Here is a 17838-nt window from a genome sequence, read left to right on the forward strand (position 1 = left end):
CCGGGCGTTTCGGTCCTGGTCGGCGGCGCCCTCGCTGCGGGGTCCGCGCACAACCGGTCCTGCGACATCGGCCGCCCCGCGCGCCCCAGCCCAGGGGGCGGGATCTTGCCGGCCTGCCCCCGCCCGACGGGCGATCCGGCGCCGGTCGGGCCAGATGACGCGGCACCCCGCAGGTCCATCTGATTCGCTTGTCGTGGAGACGAGTCGCGGCATAGGCTGGCCCAACTGGCCGGGGGAACCGCATGAAAGCCATCAGAGACGTCGCTGCGGGGTATCGCGCTGCGCTGGAGTTTCTCGGGCCGTTCCTGCTGGTCCACCTGGCCACCCGGCTGGTCGTTGCGGCCCTTGTCGTGCCTCTGTCGGGGCTTCTTCTGGCCGCCACCCTCGCCGCGTCGGGGCAAAGCGCCGTCACCGACCAGGACATCGCCCGTTTCCTCCTGACCCCGGCGGGCTTCGTGGGCGCGCTGGCGCTTGTCAGCCTGTCCGTCATGGCCGCCATCCTGGACGTGGCGGTGATGACCGACGCCCTGCGCCGCGACAACCGGCGCCCATTCCGGGCGCTGCTTTCGGGGCTGGCCTTCGTCTTCGGGCGCGTCGCTGGCCTCTTCGCCTTCGGCATCCGGCTGGTACTGCGCCTGCTGCTGCTTGCCGCGCCGTTCCTTGCGGTCGGTGCGGCGATCGCATGGCTGCTTCTGGGGCGCTACGACATCAACTATTACCTGACCTACACGCCGCCGGCCTTCCTGGTCGCGGCGGGACTCGGCGGCCTGCTGGTCGCCGCCTTCGCCGTGCTGCTGGTGGCGCGCCTGTCGGCCTGGGCGATCGCGCTACACCTTCTGCTGTTGGCGCGGATGCCCGCGCGACGGACCTTCGCGGACAGCGCCGCGAAGCTGCGGGGGCGACGGCTCGGCGTCGTCGCCCGTGTCGTCCTGTGGGCGCTGCTGCGCAGCCTGCTGGCCGCGCTGGTCGCGGGGGCTGCGGGGCTGCTGATCGCGGGCGCGCAGGACCTCGCGGGGGCGAACCTGCGGCTGGTGGTGCTGTCGACCGCCGCGCTGCTGCTCGCCTGGGCGCTGGCCAACGCGGTGGTTTCGGCCCTCGCCAACGGCGCACTCGCCGCGCTGCTCGATGGCCTCTATCGCGACGTCACCGGCCCGTCGCCCGCCCGCCCGGCGCCCGCAGCGCGCCCGGAGACACGGGCATACGTGCCGGGGCTGGTCCTGCTCGGCGGTGCGGCCGCTGTCCTGGCCGCCGGGTTTTCCCTCGGTCTCGGCCTTTCCGACCGCGTGAGCGCCACGCGCAGCGTCGAGATCATCGCCCATCGCGGCGCGGCGGGCACGCGCCCCGAGAACACGATGGCCGCCGTCGAAAAGGCCCTGGACGACCGCGCCGACTGGGTCGAGATCGACGTGCAGGAGACGGCGGACGCCGAGGTCGTGGTGGCCCATGACAGCGATTTCATGAAACTCGCAGGCGTCGATCTCAAGGTCTGGAACGCGACGATGGACGACCTTGCCGGAATCGATATCGGAAGCTGGTTCGACCCCGCCTATGCCGATCAGCGCACGCCCACCCTCCGCGCGGTGCTCGAGGCCGCACGGGGGCGCGGCAAGGTCCTGATCGAGCTCAAGTATTACGGGCACGACATCGCCCTGGAATCCCGCGTCGCCGAGATCGTCGACGAAACCGGCATGGCAGAGCATGTGGGGGTGATGTCGCTCAAGATCCCCGGCGTGCGGAAGATGCACGCGCTCCGGCCCGCCTGGCCCCACGGGATTCTCGCGGCGACGGCGCTGGGCGATCTTTCGGGGCTCGAGGCGGATTTCCTGGCCATCAACACCGGACAGGTTTCGCTGAGCCTGATCCGGCGCGCCCAGGCGCAGGGCAAGAAGCTCTATGTCTGGACCGTCGACGACCCGGTGACGATGGTGCGGATGATCTCGATGGGGGTGGACGGGCTGATAACCAACGAGCCGGCCCTGGCCCGGCAGGTGATGGAGGCCCGCAACCGACTGACCGCGCCCGAACGCCTGCTGCTCTGGATGAGCGACCGGTTCAGCCTGGAAAGCTTCGATCTGGTCGCCGAGGAAACCGATGCGTGAGCACGCGCGCCGCGCCTTGGCCGGTGCCCTGGCGGCGGGCCTTGCTGGGCCGGCAGGCGCCGGGGACGCACCTGCCGAGGCGCAGCCCTTCGCGCTGCGCCTGTCCGTCGAGATGGCGGCCCACCGCCGCCTGATCGAGGTGATGGAACGCGCCGACCACCGACCAGACGCCTTCGCGACCGACGGCTGCAGCGGCGGGCTTTCCACGGCCTGGGAGCTGATCGCCGATCTCCTGCCGCCTTTCGCCGAGACCCACGAGGCACGCCCGCCCTGGGAGAGTTGCTGCATCGCCCATGACCGCACGTATCACGCCGCGGGCGGCGCACGCAGCGTTGAGGACAGCTACCGCGCACGGTTCAGCGCGGATGAAACGCTGCGCGCCTGCGTGATCGAGACCGGGGTCGGCCGCGTGGAGTACCTGGCGCAAACCTACGGGCTTGGCGCGGCGCAGGTCGAAGCCGCCTACGGCCTGATCGCCGATGCCATGTTCGACGCGGTGCGCCTCGGCGGGGGACCGTGCAGCGGTCTGCCCTGGCGCTGGGGCTACGGCTATCCCGGCTGCCTGATCGGCGAGTGAGGCGCGGCGGCCGCGTCCGCGCGCCATTTCCATGGACAGGGACAGCGGCCGACGACTACTGTACCGCTGCGTGATGGGTGGGACAGCAGAGAGAGCCGTTTTTCGATGACGACCCGTGATGCCGCGCGCCCGGCGCACCTTCGGCGCAAGGCCCCGGGCCTCGCGATGATCCTTGCCGCCGGGCTGTTGATTGCGCCCCAGGAGACGCGGGCCGGAAATGCCGAGGAAATCGCGCACCTGCGCAGCTTTCTCGTCTCCGACACAACGACAGAAGCCGCGGCGGGGCGGCGGGACTTCGCGGCCGCCCTCACCGACTACTGGATCAGCGTCCGCGCGTCGGTTCCGCCGCTCTCCGAAGAGGATGTCCGCTGGCTGGAGGACAGGGCCGGCGCGGTCCCCGGGGACACCACCGCGATCGACCCGCGCTACGCGCGGTTTCGGGTGCTGCGCCGCAGCGAGGTCTGCCTGCAGCGCCTGGCAAGCGTCCGCGCGATCTATGACGACCGCGCGCCCGAGCCCAGCGACGAGGCGCTGGCCTGGCTGGACGTGCTCGACTGCCACGAGGATGACGGAGACACGGAACTCTACATGTCGGCCGCCCGGGTGTCGGCCGGTGACGGCGCGACGCTGGTGCCCAGCCGCGACATCCGCCGGTTCACCGTCCAGCGCATCCTGCGCCGCATTCTCGAACCGTCCTGAGGCGCGCGCCGGTCAGGCGGCGCGGCGCTTCACCTTTTCCCGCAGGGTCTGGAAGACGACGTAGAGCGCCGGGATGATGAAAATGCCCACGAGCGCGGCGGCCAGCATGCCGCCCGCGACCCCGGTACCCACCGCGCGGCGCGACAGCATCGAGGCGCCCTCGGCCGTGACCAGCGGAATGAGCCCCGCGATGAACGCGAAGCTCGTCATCATCACCGCCCGGAACCGGGCATGCGCGCCGGCGATGGCGGCATCCACGATCCCCAGACCCGCCTCGCGCCGGGCCTTGGCGAACTCGACGATCAGGATCGCGTTCTTCGCCGCCAGCGCCAGCAGCACCACCAGCCCGATCTGCGCGTAGATGTTGAACGGCAGCCCGGTCAGCAGCAGCCCCAGCATCGCGCCCGCCACCCCGAAGGTCACCGACAGCAGCACCGGAACGGGAATCGTCCAGCTTTCGTAAAGCGCAACGAGAAAGAGATAGGCGAACAGCACCGCCAGCGCGAGGATCGTCGCGGTCTGCCCCGCCGCCTGCTTTTCCTGCAAGGCGGTGCCCGTCCACTCGACGTCGAACCCGGGCGGCAGATTGGCGGCGGCGACTTGCTCCATGGCTGTCAGCGCATCGCCCGACGCCACGCCCGGCGCCGGTTCGCCGCTGATCTTGGTGGCGCGCTGGTTGTTGTAGCGTTGAAGCGACATCGGCCCGACGGTGTAATCGGCGCTGGCAAACGCGCCCACGGGCACCATCTCGCCGCTCGCCGAACGGACATGGATGCGGGCGATGTCGTCGACACCGTCGCGATCCTGGGGCGCGGCGGTCATCCGCACCTGCCAGGACCGGCCGAACAGGTTGAAGTCGTTGACATAGGCCGAACCCAGCGTGGGCTGCAGCGCCGCGAACACGTCCGAGACCGGGATCCCGAGGGCGTAAAGCCGCTCGCGGTCGATATCGAGGAACAGTTGCGGGCTGCCGGCCGAGAACGTGGTGTAGACGCCGGAAAGCCGCGGGTCGCCGTTCGCGGCGAAGGCGAGCCCGCGCGCGGTGCCGGCCAGTTCGTCGGCCGGCCTGCCCTGCGTGTCCAGCAATTGCAACTCGAAGCCCGAACCGCTGCCGAGCCCAGCGATGGGCGGCAGGTTGAAGGCGATCACCTGCGCCTCGCGGATCGCCGCGCCCTGCCGGGTGGCCTGGGCGATCGCGTTGAACACCGAGGTCTCCTCGGTCGTGCGCTCGGCAAAATCATCCATCGACACCAGCGCGAAGGCGGCGTTCGACTTGGTGATCCCGTCGAGGATCGAGAACCCGGTGACCGAGGTGACGCTTTCGACCCCCGGCAGGCCGAGAAGCAACTGCTCCACCTCCCGCTGCGCAGCGGTGGTGCGGTTGACCGAGGCGGCCTCGGGCAGGCGCGTCTCGACGATGAACGAGCCCTGGTCCTCCGACGGCAGGAAGCCCGACGGCACCGCGCGAAACAGCCCGCCGGTCAAGACCAGCGCGCCCACCAGCAGCGCCACCCCCAGCACCGCGCGCCGGGCCAGCGCACCGGCGACGGCGGTATAGCGGTCGCGGGCGGCGTCGATGCCCGACGAGATGCGGCCCATGATGCCCGTCTTGGGCCCATGGTGGGGTTTCAACACGATGGCACACAGCGCGGGCGACAGCGTCAGCGCGTTTATCGCCGAGATCACCATCGAGACCGACACCGCCACCGCGAATTGCTGGAAAAGCTGCCCCGAGATGCCGGGGATGAAGGCGACCGGCACGAAGACCGACAACAACACCAGGGTGATCGCGACGATGGCCCCGGTGATCTCGCCCATCGCGGCGGACGCGGCCTCGGCGGGCGCCATCGACGGGTTCTCGGCCATCTTGGCCTCGACCGCCTCGACCACCACGATGGCGTCGTCCACCACGATCCCGATGGCCAGCACGAGGGCCAGCAGCGACACGGTGTTCAGCGTGAAGCCCATCGCCAGCATCACCGCGAAGGTGCCGACCAGCGCCACCGGCACCGCGATCAGCGGCACGATGGTGGCCCTGAGCGAGCCGAGGAACAGGAACACCACGATCACCACCAGGATGAACGCCTCGAACAGCGTGTGCTCGACCTCGGTGATGCTTTCCTCGACGAAGGTCGAACTGTCCGAGACCACCTCGTAAGCCATGCCCTCTGGGAAGCGGTCGGCCGCGAGTTCCATCGCCGCCTTGACACCGTCGGCCGCCGCGATGGCGTTGCCGCCCGGCGCGAGGTAGACGCCGACCAGCGTCGCGGGTGCGCCGTTGAAATTGGTGGTCACGTCGGAGTTGCGCTCGCCGAGGCTCACCTCGGCCACGTCGCCCACGCGCACCACGCCGCCCTCCGGCGTCGCGCGCACGATGATCCGGGCGAACTCCTCGGGGCTTTCCAGCCGCCCCTTGGTCGAGATGTTGAGCTGGAGCCCCGGGTCCCGCGTGACCGGCTGACCTCCGACCCGCCCGATCGCGGCCTGCAAGTTCTGGCTTTTGAGCGCGGCGATCACGTCTCCCGGCGTGAGGTTCAGCGCCGCCAGGCGTTCCACGTCGAGATCGACGCGCATCGCGAACTGGTTGGCGCCGAACATCGAGGCGTCGCCGACGCCCTCCACGCGCTTGAGCGCATCGAGGAGATTGATGCGGGCATAGTTGGTAAGGTCGGCCCCGGTGACGCTGTCATTCCGGGCATAGAGCGCCACGCCCAGCAGCAACGACGAGGATTTCTTGGCCACCCGCACGCCGGTCTGGCGCACTTCGGACGGCAGCAGCGGCTCGGCCAGCGCCACACGGTTCTGCACGTTGACCGTGGCGATGTCGGGGTCGGTGCCGACCTCGAAGCTGATATTGAGGATATAGGTGCCGTCCGCGCCCGAGGTCGACGACATGTAGATCATGTCATCGACGCCGATGACCTGGTCCTCGATGACCTGGGCCACGGTCTGTTCCACCACCTCGGCCCCCGCGCCGGGATAGCTGGCGGTGACCGAGACCTGCGGCGGCACGATGTCGGGGAACTGCTCGACCGGCATGCGTGTCAGCGCAATCAGGCCGGCCAGGAACAGAACGATCGAAATCACCCCGGCCAGGCGGGGGCGGCGGATGAAGGTATCGGCCAGCATGGGTCAGCCGTCCCCGGCCGGGGCCGCGTCGACGACGGCTCCCGGGCGCACCTTGTTGAGCCCCTCGGTGATGACCCGGTCGCCCTCGGACAATCCCTCGCCGATCACCGCGTAGCCCTGCGTGCTGCGGGTCACGCTCACGCGGCGCTGTTCGGCCACCTCGCCCTCGGCCACGACCAGCACGAAGGCGCCCTGCACGTCGCGCTGCACCGCCTGTTGGGGCACGGCCAACTCGCCCTGCGGTTTCTGGGCAACCAGGGTCACCCGGACCAGTTCGCCGTCGAGCAGCACGCCATCGGGGTTCTCGAACCGCGCGCGCAGCGTGACGCTGTCGGTGCCGGCGCTCACCGCGCTGTCGACGAAATCCACATCGCCCGACCGGTCGTAGGTGCCGCCATTGGCAAGCTCCAGGGTCACCGCGTCGACCACGCTGGCCTCTCCGGCCGCGACGCGGTCCTGGTAGTTGCGAAGCACCGCGGTCGGCACCGAGAACTCGGCATGGATCGGGTCGAGACGCGTCAGCGTCGCCAACGCGCCGGTCTCCGGCGCGATCAGGGCGCCCACATCCACGGGGGAGACGCCGATCCGGCCAGCGAAGGGTGCGGCGATCTCGGTATAGGACAGGTTGATCCGGGCGCGGTCCAGCGCGGCGGAAAGGCGCGTCACATCCCCCTCGCGCGCCGCCAGGTCCGCCTCGGCATTGTCCAGCGCGGCCTGCGCGGCGGCCTCGCGCGCGACAAGTTCGGCCTGGCGGTCGCGTTCCAGCCGGGCGCGGTCGCGCGCCGCCTCCGCCCCGCGAAGCGCCCCCTCGGCCTCCTTGACCGCGGTTTCGTAGAGGTCGGGTTCGATGCGGAACAGAACCTGCCCCTCCTCCACCGTGGCACCGGGGTCGAAGCCGACCTCCTCGAGCACGCCCCCAACCCGCGCGACCAGCGCCACGCGGCGATCGGCATCGAGGCGGCCGTTGAATGTCACCGTCTCGCTGAGTGCCCGGATTTCGGCCGGAATCGCGACGACCGCGGGGGGCGGTGCGTCCTGCGCCCGGGCGGCGCCGGCCAGAAAGACGCACATCATCAGAAAACGAAAAAGTTTCATCCCGCGCACCCCATTGGATCGTCCCGATCCACGGTCTTAGTAGCCCGAAAAGGCGGCCGGTCAAATATTCGTGTACGGGAATCGACGCCAGATGGCACAGCGCGGCTGCACGGACTGCCGCATCGACGGCAGCGCCCGGTTGAACGCGCGCGACATGCGTCGCGCGTGCCAGGCCGTCTCTGCCCACGGCGTCGGGTTACTGCCGCTCCAGGGCGTCCCGCACGGCCTCGCCCACGGCCAGCGACGCGGTCAGGCCCGGGCTTTCGAGTCCGAACAGGTTGACGAGACCGGGCAGGCCGTGGTCCGCGACCGTCTGAATCGCGAAATCCGCCGGCGCCGCGCCGGGGCCATGCAGCTTGGGTCGAATGCCCGCGTAATCCGGGTAGAGCGCGCCATCGGCAAGCCCCGGCCAGTACCGACGCACGGCCCGGTAAAAAGACGCCGCGCGGGCCGGATCGACCGAGAGGTCGACCGCGTCGGCATCGCATCCGTCGGGCAGCCAGGCCACGTCGGGGCCGAACCGAACGCGCCCGCCCATGTCGAGCGTCGCATGCACCCCCAGCCCGCCGTCGACCGGTGCCGGGTAGACCAGGCGCGAGAACGGGACCCGCCCGGTCAGACCGAAATAGCACCCCTTGGCAAAGCGCATCCGGGGGATCGCTGCCGGGTCCAGCCCGCCGATTCGCCGCGCCGTCCCGGCCGCACCGAGGCCGGCGGAGTTGACCAGCATCGCGGCCGTGACCTCGGCGGGTTCCGCGCCCCCGGCCCAGACGCGGAACCCCTGCCCCTCGGGCTCGGCGCGCAGGAACGGCGTGCGGCGCGCGATATCGCCGCCATGGGCCTCGATCCGCGCCACGAGCGCCAGCATGAAGGCATGGCTGTCGAGAATGCCCGTCTCGGGCGAGAGCAGCGCCGCCTCGGCGCGAACCTCGGGCTCGAGCGCGGCGACCTCGGCCCGGTCGATCAGGCGCACGCCCTCCACCCCGTTGGCCGCGGCGCGCGCCGCGATCGCCTCGATCTCGGGCACCTCGTCCGCGTCAACCGCCACGACGATCTTGCCGCATTTGCGGTAGGGCACGCCCGTCTCGGCGAGAAAGTCGTAGAGCATCCGCCGCCCGCGCACGCACAGCCGGTGCTTGAGGCTGCCGGTTGGATAGTAGAGCCCGGCATGGATCACCTCGCTGTTGCGCGAGGATATCCCGACGCCCACGTCGCCCGCCCGCTCCAGCACGAGCACGGACCGGCCCGCAGCCCCCAGCGCCGCCGCGCAGGCAAGCCCGACGACCCCCGCGCCGATCACGATCGCATCGAAATCCTGCACTGGCCTCTCCCGATGCGCGGGCGGACAGCCGGCCCGGCGCCCCCGGTCAGGCGTTGAACAGGAAGTGCATCACGTCCCCGTCCTGCACCACATAGCCCTTGCCCTCGGAGCGCATCTTGCCCGCGTCCTTCGCCGCCTGTTCGCCGCCCAGGCCGACGAAATCGTCATAGGCGATGGTCTCGGCCCGGATGAAGCCGCGCTCGAAATCGCCGTGGATGACCCCGGCGGCCCTGGGGGCCGACGTGCCGGTTGGGATCGTCCAGGCCCGCGCCTCCTTGGGGCCGACGGTGAAATAGGTCTGCAGGCCCAGCAGTCGGTAGCCGGCCTTGATGAGCCGGTCGAGCCCGGCCTCCTCCAGCCCGAGTTCGGAAAGGAACATCTCGGCCTCGTCCGCGTCGAGCTGGCTGATCTCCTCCTCGATCTTGGCCGAGATCACCACGCTGGCCGCGCCCTGCGCCTCGGCCATCTTCGCCACCGCTTCGGAATGGGCGTTGCCCGCAGCCGCCTCGTCCTCGGAAACGTTGCAGACGTAAAGCACCGGCTTGGCGGTCAGCAGTTGCAGCATCGCCCAGGCCTTGGCGTCGTCCTCGGCCACCTCGACCGTGCGCGCGGGCCGGCCGTCCTCCAGCGCGGCAAGCGCGTCCTTCAACAGGCGTTCCTGCTGCACCGCCTCCTTGTCGCCGCCGCGCACCTTGCGCACGATATTCTGAAGCCGCTTCTCGATCGACTCCATGTCGGCGAGCATCAGTTCGGTCTCGATCACCTCGGCATCGGCGACCGGGTCCACCCGGCCCTCGACATGGGTGACGTCGTCCTCCTCGAAACAGCGCAGCACGTGGGCGATGGCGTCGCATTCGCGGATATTGGCCAGGAACTGGTTGCCAAGCCCCTCGCCCTTGGACGCGCCCTTCACCAGCCCGGCGATATCGACGAAGGTCATCCGCGCGGGGATGATCTGCTTGGACCCGGCGATCTCGGCCAGCTTGTAGATCCGCGGATCGGGCACCGCCACCTCGCCCACATTGGGCTCGATCGTGCAGAAGGGAAAGTTCGCCGCCTGTGCCGCCGCGGTGCGGGTCAGCGCGTTGAAAAGGGTGGACTTGCCCACGTTCGGCAATCCCACGATCCCGGTCTTGAAGCCCATGTGCCTGTCTCTCGATTGAGGGTCGGCCGCATGTAGGGGGCGCGGGCGCCCAAGGTCAAGCGACCCGGCCCCGCGGCCCGCGAATTCGCCCCATTGATTTTCCCCGTGCTCTGCCGCAAACCGCTCTGACGGATAGAGGGGGAGCCATCCATGACCCGGATCGATGCCAAGTTCGCCGCGTTGCGCGCCGAGAACCGCAAGGCCTTCGTCGCCTATGTCATGGCGGGCGATCCCGATTACGACACCTCGCTGGACATCGTGACGGGGTTGCCGGGGGCGGGCGTCGACATCATCGAACTCGGGATGCCCTTCACCGACCCGATGGCCGACGGCCCGACGATCCAGCTGGCCGGCCAGCGGGCGCTGGAGGCAGGCCAGACGCTGCAGAAGACGCTCGATATGGCGCGCGCCTTCCGCAAGGGCGACGACGAGACGCCCATCGTGATGATGGGCTACTACAACCCGATCTACAATCGCGGCGTCGACCGTTTCCTGGAGGACGCGAAAACCGCCGGCATCGACGGGCTGATCGTCGTGGACCTGCCGCCCGAGGAGGACGAGGAACTCTGCATCCCCGCCCAGAAGGCCGGGTTGAACTTCATCCGGCTCGCCACGCCGACCACCGACGACAAGCGCCTGCCGAAGGTGCTGCAGAACACGTCGGGCTTCGTCTACTACGTCTCGATCACCGGCATCACCGGCGCGGCCGAGGCACAGGCGGGCGATGTCGGCCCCGAGGTCGCGCGCATCAAGGACCGGACCGACCTGCCGGTCATCGTGGGCTTCGGCATCAAGACGCCCGAGGCGGCCGAGGCGATCGCGGGCGTGGCCGACGGCGCCGTGGTCGGGTCGGCCATCGTCAAGCAGATCGAGGAGGGCCGCCCGGTGGCCGAGATACTCGACTATGTCGCCGGGCTCGCCGCGGGCGCCCACCGGGCCTGAGCGCTCACGCCTTCAGGCGATAGCCCTTGCGAAACCAGTACCAGCACAGCGCCATCACCGCCCCCGTGCTTGCGGTGCAGACGACGAGCCCCAGCCAGGGCGAGCTGTCGGACTGGCCGATGATCCCGTAACGCACCCCGTCGATCAGGTAGAAGACCGGGTTGAAATGGGTGATCGTCTGCATCGTGGGCGGCAGCCGCTCGATGGAGTAGAAGGTCCCCGACAGGAAACTCAGCGGCGTGATGATGAAATTCGTGATCGCCGCCATCTGGTCGAACTTGTTGGCGAAGATCGCCGCCACGATCCCCAGCGCCGAGAGGAAGGCCGCGCCGAGGACTACGAAAACGAACGCCCAGACCGGATGCGCGATTCCCATGCCCAGGACGGTCAGCATCAGCACGCCCACGGCCAGCGCGACGAAGACGCCCCTTGCCACGCCGCCCGCCATGTAGCCGATCAACAGCTCGCCCGGCGAGAGCGGCGGCATCAGCGTGTCGACGATATTGCCCTGCACCTTGGAGATCACGATCGAGGACGAGGTGTTGGCGAAGGCGTTCTGGATCACCGTCATCATCAGGATGCCGGGCGCCAGGAACTGCACGAAGGGCACCCCCATCACCTCGCCGCGCGTCGGGCCGATCGCCAGCGAGAAGACGCCGAGGAACAGCGCCGCGGTCACCAGCGGCGCGGCCAGGGTCTGGGTCCAGACCGCCATGAAACGCTGGATCTCGCGCGCGCTCAGGGTGTACAGCCCCATCCAGTTCACGCGCCCGAAACGGCGCATGCCCATTCCGGCGGGCGGGGGATCGGTACGTGTTGCGTCCATACGCTTGCCCTCCTATCTCTGGCTTGCGCTTGTATCCCCGAACGCGCCCGGATTAGAATAGGGCTTCACTCGAATTCTCAAGCCGCCGGGGCCTTGGGATGCGCCCGCCCCGCCGCCCGTCAAACCATCCAAGGAACCGCCATGTCCTGGACCGAAGAACGCGTTGAAACGCTCAAACGCATGTGGGCCGAAGGCCAGTCCGCCAGCCAGATCGCCAAGGAACTGGGCGGCGTCACGCGCAACGCGGTGATCGGAAAGGTGCATCGCCTCGGCCTGTCGAACCGCGCCGGCGGCGGCACCGCCAAGCCCGCGCCCGTCAAGGAAAAGCCCGCCAGGACCGAGACCGAGGCGCCCGCCGCGAAGCCCGCACCCGAACCGGTCGCCGAGAAGAAGCAGCCCGAGCGCCCCGCCGCGGCCGCCGCGCCGGCGGCACCCGCGCCCGCGGCCCAGCCGCCGGCGACCCGCAAGGCGGTCGTCCCCGCGGGCCAGCCGCTGCCGCCGCAACCCTCTGCCAACGAGATCAGCCCCGAGACCCTCGCCTCCGTCCGCGAAGTCGAGAAGAGCGCGAAGAAGCTCACGCTGATGGAACTGACCGAGCGGACCTGCAAATGGCCGATCGGCGACCCCGCGACCGAGGATTTCTGGTTCTGCGGGCTGCCGGTGCAGCAGGGCAAGCCCTATTGCGAGGCGCATGTCTCGGTCGCCTTCCAGCCGATGAGCACGCGGCGCGACCGCAGGCGCTAGGGCGCCGGAGCGCGGCGGCGCCGGGATGGCGTTGAGCCTGCTTCTGATCACCTTCGGCGGGCTCCTCCTGGCAAGCCTCGCGCTCGACGCGCTCGGCCGGTTCACCCGGCTGCCGCGCATCACCCTGCTGGTGCTCTTCGGGCTGGCGATCGGCCCCGCGGGCCTCGACCTCTTGCCCATCGACACCGCCCGCTGGCGCGAGGTCACCGCCGAGCTTGCCCTGACCATGGTCGCCTTCGCCCTGGGCGGCACGCTGTCGCGCAAGGCGCTGCGCGAGCAGGGGCGCGCGATCCTGGCGGTGTCGGTCTCGGTCACGCTCCTGTCGGTGGCGATCATCGCGGGCGGCCTCCTGGCCCTCGGCCTGGCGCTCGCGCCGGCGCTGCTGCTGGCCGCGATCGCGCTCGCGACCGACCCCGCGACGGTCCAGGACGTGGTGCGCGAAAGCCGCGCCAAGGGGCCGATGACGCGCACGCTGCTGGGCGTCGTGGCGATCGACGACGCCTGGGGCGTGATGGTGTTCAGCGTGATCTTGGGCCTCGTCGCGGCCGAGGGCGGCGGGCTGGCGGCCGGGCTTGGCGCGGGGCTTGCCGAGGTGGCGCTGGCGCTCGGGCTCGGGGCGGCGCTGGGGCTTCCGGCCGCCTACCTGACCGGGCGCATCCGCCCGGGCGAGCCGACAGTGGCCGAGGCGCTGGGGCTGGTGCTGCTGGCCTCGGGGCTCTCGCTGTGGCTCGGCGTGTCGTTCCTGCTGACCGGCATGGCTGCGGGCGCGGTGATCGTGAACCTCGCGCGTCACCACAGTTCGACATTCCACGAGATCGAGCATCTCAGCTGGCCTGTCCTGATCTTGTTCTTTGTGCTGGCGGGCGCGGCGGTGGACCCCGCGGCCCTCTGGGGCGCGGGTGCGCTGGGGGCCGCGCTGGTCGTCCTCCGGCTTGCGGGAAGGCTTCTCGGCGGGGTCGCGGGCGGTCTTGTCGCGGGGATCGGCGCCCGCCGCGGGCTGTTGGCGGGGCTTGCCCTGACGCCGCAGGCGGGGGTTGCCCTGGGCATGGCGCTGGTCGCGGCACAGGCCATGCCCGACCTCGCCGGAACGATCCTGACGCTCAGCGTGGCCACCACCGTCGCCTTCGAACTCGCGGGTCCCATCCTGACGCGCACCGCGCTGCGCCTCGCCGGCGAGACGGGCGGCCGCGGCGGGACACCCGGCATGCCGGATCGGCCCGACTGAACGTGCGCGGCATGGCCCTCGGGTCAGGCCATCACTTCGCCATCGTTCAGCGCCCTGAGGTCGCGCAGGATCTTCTCCCGCAGATCGCGCTGGCATTCCGCATCGCATTCCGGCGCGGCGCCTTGGGCCTCCGCCCCGACCAGCACGAGCGCAACGAGCGCCCCCACGATAATCGCCCTGCCGCCCATGCCATGGTCCCCGATCGCCTGCGAAAGCCGCGCCGCCGCGGCGCTGACAGGCGTCGCGCGACTTTCCTAAGATCGGGTAAAAAGGGCCGTTTCTGGCCGCCTCCGCCGGCGTCCCGGCGCGGCGGCACCGCCCGCTCACGCCGGCCGCACCGGGCTAGTCGCCCCCGAAGAGACGCCGCAGCCCTTTCTTCGCCTCTTCCTCGAGCTTGCGCCGCGCGGCGTCCTCGAGGCTCTCGCCTTCCTCGGTGTCCACGCCCAGTTCGCGGGCCACGCTTTCGCGCGCCTTTTCCTCCAGCGCCTGCTTCTGCGCGTCGAGTTCCAGACGCTCGCGCGCCAACGCTTCAAGGTCGATGCGGTACTCCGGGTCGACCCAGGTGCCGGTGATCAGAAGCGGCACCTTCAGCGCACCCTCGCCATCCGCGCCGGGCAGCGCCACGGGCACCACCCGGTAGTCGAGCGTGCGGCGGCCGAGCCCCACCTTGCCCTTGCCCGCGGCGGTCAGAAGCGGCGCAAGGAAAAAAAGATCGTCGTTGCGCAGAACGCCGTTCTCGATGGTGAAGCTGGCGCTGATCGCGTCGAAGATCGTCTTGGCTCCCTCGCCCATGTAGGACGTGTCGAGCGTCCGCAGCATGCCCACGAGGTCCAGCCCGCGCAGCTCGCCCTGGCCGAAGGCAACTGAGCCGCCGCCCGACAGACCGTCCATGATCGCGGCCATGGAGTTGCCCGAGCCGAGGAACTCCAGCCGCAGGTCGGCCCGGCCGAGCAACCGGTCGTAATCGGCCAGGTCGGACAGCAGGCCCTGCATCGCCATCCCCGCCACCGTCAGGTCGCCGCCGACCGACAGGCCGCCCCGGCCGTTGATGACGAAATTGCCGGTCACGCGCCCGTCATAGGCGCGCACCTCCTCAAGCTCGACCACCAGCCGCCGGTCGGTCAGAGTGGCCAAGATGCGCGTCGACCCCAACAGCGCCGTGCCGAGATCGACACTGTCGGCCGAGACCGCCACCTCGGCGTCCAGCGCGCCGAGGGCGCCGACGTCGATGGGTTCCGTCGACCACCCATCGTCGGCGCCGCCGCTGCCCCCGCCCGCGCCGCCGCCGGTCCCGTGGGCCTCGCCCGCCGTGAAAGGCGACAGGTCAAGCGCGCCGGCGCTGAACCGCCCGGTGAGGCGCGGCTTGCCGGCCAACGTCAGATCGGCCGCGCCGCTGATCACGTTGGCGTCCTGCCGCAAGGTCGCATCGCGCAGGTGGAGCGAGCCCCCCGGCGCATAGGTCACCTGCCCCTCGAGGCCGAGCCGCCGGCCGACGCCCGCAGGCAAGTCCGGCACCGGTCGCCCGAGCGCGGCGAAAAGGGCGTCAAGGTCGGACAGGTCGGCCTCGATCGCACCTTCGGCGGCGACCGGGTCGATCCCGGCCCGACCGTCGAAGACCAAGCGCGCGGCGCCGAGCGATGCTTCCAGGCCGATCCCCGACACCGCGCCGCCGGCGAAATCGCCGACATGCGCGACCCGGGCCGCAAGGTCGACCGCCTGCCCGTTCACCCGCCCCGACAGGACGATATCGGCCGGTCCGTCGATGGCGGGTAGCGCCAGCCGAACGTCAAGGCCGTCCAGTTCGGTCCGGGCGCCGGTGGCATGGTCGACATAGAGAACCGTGCCGTCGGCGATCTCGCCCCGGTCCAGCGTGACGGCGGGCGCGGTGCCTCGCGGCCCCGCCTCAGGACCGCCCTGGGGCACCGCGCCGCTCGGTGCAGCCTTGCCTTCGAAAACCCAGTTCGTCCGCCCGTCGGCGGCGCGCTCCAGCACGATCCGGGGCGCCTGCACCGTCAGGTCGCGCACCACGATATCGCCGCCCAGAAGTGCGCGCAGGTCGAGCCCGACCGAGACACCCTCGGCCGCCAGCATCGGCCCTTCATCCGACCAAGCGGCATTGGAGAGCGTCACCGGCCCCGTCGCCACCCCGACATTCGGCCAGAGCGAGGGGCGCAACCGGCCCGACAGGGTGACCTCGCGCCCGGTGGCCGCGCGGACCTTGTCCTGCACGAGCCCCGCCACCTTCCCGGCGGGCAAGAGGAACAACGCCCCCACCATCAGCGCGGCCAGCACCAGGACGGCAAGGACAAGACGGACGATCCAGCGCATGGGTTGGCTCCGACAGGGCTACGGTCCTCCCGACTCTAGGCAGGGCGCGCGGGGCTCGGCAAGCGCGCCATGTGCTTTCCCACGGCCGTCGCGGTCTCTATATGGGGGCCATGGTGACCAACCCGCCCGATTTGCGCCCCGACCTCGCGCCCCGCGCCCGGATCGCGGACGCCCCCCGCCCCGGCCAGCCGACCATCGGCATGGTTTCGCTCGGCTGTCCCAAGGCGCTGGTGGACAGCGAACGCATCCTGACGCGGCTCAGGGCCGAGGGTTACGCGATCGGCCCCGATTACGCGGGCGCCGACGCGGTGATCGTGAACACCTGCGGGTTCCTCGATTCCGCCAAGGCCGAAAGCCTGGAGGCGATCGGCGAGGCGCTGGCCGAGAACGGCCGGGTGATCGTGACCGGCTGTCTCGGGGCGGACCCCGGCTACATCACCGGGGCGCATCCGACCGTGCTGGCCGTCACGGGGCCGCACCAATACGAACAGGTGCTGGACGCGGTCCATGCCGCCGTGCCGCCCGACCCCGACCCGTTCGTGGACCTCTTGCCCGCTTCGGGCGTGTCGCTGACGCCGCGCCACTACAGCTATCTCAAGATCTCCGAGGGCTGTAACCACAAGTGCAAGTTCTGCATCATCCCCGACATTCGCGGGCGGCTGGTCTCGCGCCCCGCCCATGCCGTGCTCCGCGAGGCCGAACGGCTGGTCGAGGCGGGGGTGAAGGAACTCTTGGTCATCAGCCAGGACACCTCCGCCTACGGGGTCGACCTCAAACATGCCGAGGAAAAGGGCCACCGGGCGCATATCACCGACCTCGCCCGCGACCTGGGCTCGCTCGGCGCCTGGGTAAGGCTGCACTACGTCTATCCCTACCCGCATGTGCGCGACCTGATCCCGCTGATGGCCGAGGGGCTGGTGCTGCCCTATCTCGACATCCCGTTCCAGCATGCCCACCCGGAGACCTTGCGGCGGATGGCCCGCCCCGCCGCGGCGGCGAAGACGCTGGACGAGATCGCGGCCTGGCGGGAGATGTGCCCGGAGATCGCGCTCCGCTCCACCTTCATCGTGGGCTATCCGGGCGAGACCGAAGAGGAATTCCAGACGCTGCTCGACTGGCTCGACGAGGCGCAGCTCGACCGGGTGGGATGCTTCAAGTACGAGAACGTGGCCGGCGCCCGGTCGAACGCCCTGCCCGATCACCTGCCCGAAGAGGTGAAGGACGAGCGCTGGCACCGCTTCATGGAAAAGGCCCAGGCGATCTCCGAGGCAAAGCTTGCCGCGAAGGTCGGCCAGCGGCTGGAGGTCATCGTGGACGAGGTCGATGCCGACGGCGTGGCCACCTGCCGCACCAAGGCCGACGCGCCCGAGATCGATGGCTGCCTGTTCATCGACGCGGACGCCGAGGGACTGACGCCCGGGGACTTCGTGACGGTCGCGGTGGACGAGTCGGGCGATTACGACCTTTGGGGAGAGCGGGTGCCGAATGCCTGAGCCGCCGGCGCGCGGGACGATCCGGCACGGTCCGCGCAGCCTGGTCCGCGTCGCCCGCACGAGCCGCTCCGGCGCCGGTCCGCTCTTCGACCTCCGCTGCCATGATCCGCTCAGCCGCGAAGGCCAGCATCTCGCGGACGAGGTCGCCATCAGCCTGCTTCTCAACCAGCTCGATCAGCGTCATTCTATCGTCGGTTAGTCGTCCAAGAGCGGCAT

At 70.3% G+C, this 17838-nt stretch carries 15 protein-coding genes; 8 read left to right on the top strand and 7 right to left on the bottom strand.

Annotation, left to right across the window (positions count from 1 at the left end; translation table 11 throughout):
* Nucleotides 1-242 precede the first annotated feature (242 nt).
* From BUR28_RS07520 to BUR28_RS07530, 3 genes are all read left to right on the top strand, one after another.
* Nucleotides 243-2099: a glycerophosphodiester phosphodiesterase family protein gene (locus BUR28_RS07520; protein WP_074219564.1), complete on the top strand. Its 1857-nt coding sequence runs from the start codon at nt 243-245 to the stop codon at nt 2097-2099.
* Nucleotides 2092-2676 (top strand): hypothetical protein, encoded by a 585-nt coding sequence (locus BUR28_RS07525; protein ID WP_254813703.1) that lies wholly within the window; start codon nt 2092-2094, stop codon nt 2674-2676. The genes BUR28_RS07520 and BUR28_RS07525 overlap by 8 nt, the downstream gene beginning before the upstream one ends.
* 105 nt (nt 2677-2781) lie before the next feature.
* Nucleotides 2782-3375 carry a hypothetical protein gene (locus BUR28_RS07530; RefSeq protein WP_074219565.1) on the top strand — a complete coding sequence of 198 codons (594 nt, stop codon included), beginning with the start codon at nt 2782-2784 and terminating at the stop codon, nt 3373-3375.
* Nucleotides 3376-3387: 12 nt separating this feature from the next.
* Here the strand turns inward: BUR28_RS07530 and BUR28_RS07535 are convergent, their stop codons facing one another.
* The 4 genes from BUR28_RS07535 to ychF form a co-directional block, all read right to left on the bottom strand.
* On the bottom strand, nt 3388-6504 hold the full coding sequence (locus tag BUR28_RS07535) for an efflux RND transporter permease subunit (RefSeq protein WP_074219566.1): 3117 nt from the start codon (nt 6502-6504) through the stop codon (nt 3388-3390).
* A gap of 3 nt (nt 6505-6507) precedes the next feature.
* Nucleotides 6508-7599, bottom strand: coding sequence for an efflux RND transporter periplasmic adaptor subunit (locus BUR28_RS07540; RefSeq protein ID WP_074219567.1), 1092 nt, complete (start codon nt 7597-7599; stop codon nt 6508-6510).
* Nucleotides 7600-7795: 196 nt separating this feature from the next.
* A complete protein-coding gene (locus tag BUR28_RS07545) occupies nt 7796-8920 on the bottom strand; it encodes an NAD(P)/FAD-dependent oxidoreductase (protein ID WP_074219568.1) in 1125 nt (374 codons plus the stop codon).
* Between the two features lie 46 nt (nt 8921-8966).
* Nucleotides 8967-10064, bottom strand: a complete 1098-nt coding sequence (gene ychF / locus BUR28_RS07550; RefSeq protein ID WP_074219569.1) for a redox-regulated ATPase YchF — start codon at nt 10062-10064, stop codon at nt 8967-8969.
* Nucleotides 10065-10214: 150 nt separating this feature from the next.
* Here ychF and trpA point away from each other — a divergent pair, with 150 nt between their 5' ends.
* The gene (gene trpA, locus BUR28_RS07555; protein WP_074219570.1) at nt 10215-11006 is read left to right on the top strand and encodes a tryptophan synthase subunit alpha; all 792 of its coding nucleotides are present in this window, start codon (nt 10215-10217) and stop codon (nt 11004-11006) included.
* Between the two features lie 4 nt (nt 11007-11010).
* Here trpA and BUR28_RS07560 read toward each other — a convergent pair whose 3' ends face one another.
* The gene (locus tag BUR28_RS07560; protein WP_074219571.1) at nt 11011-11796 is read right to left on the bottom strand and encodes an ABC transporter permease; all 786 of its coding nucleotides are present in this window, start codon (nt 11794-11796) and stop codon (nt 11011-11013) included.
* Between the two features lie 177 nt (nt 11797-11973).
* Between BUR28_RS07560 and BUR28_RS07565 the strand changes: the two genes are divergently transcribed.
* Both BUR28_RS07565 and BUR28_RS07570 read left to right on the top strand, forming a co-directional pair.
* Nucleotides 11974-12576 carry a GcrA family cell cycle regulator gene (locus tag BUR28_RS07565; RefSeq protein WP_074219572.1) on the top strand — a complete coding sequence of 201 codons (603 nt, stop codon included), beginning with the start codon at nt 11974-11976 and terminating at the stop codon, nt 12574-12576.
* 25 nt (nt 12577-12601) lie between these two features.
* The gene (locus tag BUR28_RS07570) at nt 12602-13801 is read left to right on the top strand and encodes a cation:proton antiporter (protein WP_074219573.1); all 1200 of its coding nucleotides are present in this window, start codon (nt 12602-12604) and stop codon (nt 13799-13801) included.
* A 23-nt stretch (nt 13802-13824) separates the two neighbouring features.
* Here BUR28_RS07570 and BUR28_RS19975 read toward each other — a convergent pair whose 3' ends face one another.
* Nucleotides 13825-13989, bottom strand: a complete 165-nt coding sequence (locus BUR28_RS19975) for a hypothetical protein (protein ID WP_175566912.1) — start codon at nt 13987-13989, stop codon at nt 13825-13827.
* A 154-nt stretch (nt 13990-14143) separates the two neighbouring features.
* Nucleotides 14144-16129 (bottom strand): AsmA family protein, encoded by a 1986-nt coding sequence (locus tag BUR28_RS07575; protein WP_074219574.1) that lies wholly within the window; start codon nt 16127-16129, stop codon nt 14144-14146.
* A 110-nt stretch (nt 16130-16239) separates the two neighbouring features.
* Between BUR28_RS07575 and rimO the strand changes: the two genes are divergently transcribed.
* Together rimO and BUR28_RS19980 are read left to right on the top strand one after the other, a co-directional pair.
* A complete protein-coding gene (rimO, locus tag BUR28_RS07580) occupies nt 16240-17622 on the top strand; it encodes a 30S ribosomal protein S12 methylthiotransferase RimO (RefSeq protein WP_074219575.1) in 1383 nt (460 codons plus the stop codon).
* Nucleotides 17615-17821, top strand: coding sequence for a hypothetical protein (locus BUR28_RS19980; RefSeq protein ID WP_083626506.1), 207 nt, complete (start codon nt 17615-17617; stop codon nt 17819-17821). The genes rimO and BUR28_RS19980 overlap by 8 nt, the downstream gene beginning before the upstream one ends.
* The last annotated feature ends 17 nt before the right edge of the window (nt 17822-17838 follow it).

It is taken from the genome of Rhodovulum sp. ES.010 (genome assembly GCF_900142935.1).
Classification (GTDB): domain Bacteria; phylum Pseudomonadota; class Alphaproteobacteria; order Rhodobacterales; family Rhodobacteraceae; genus Rhodovulum.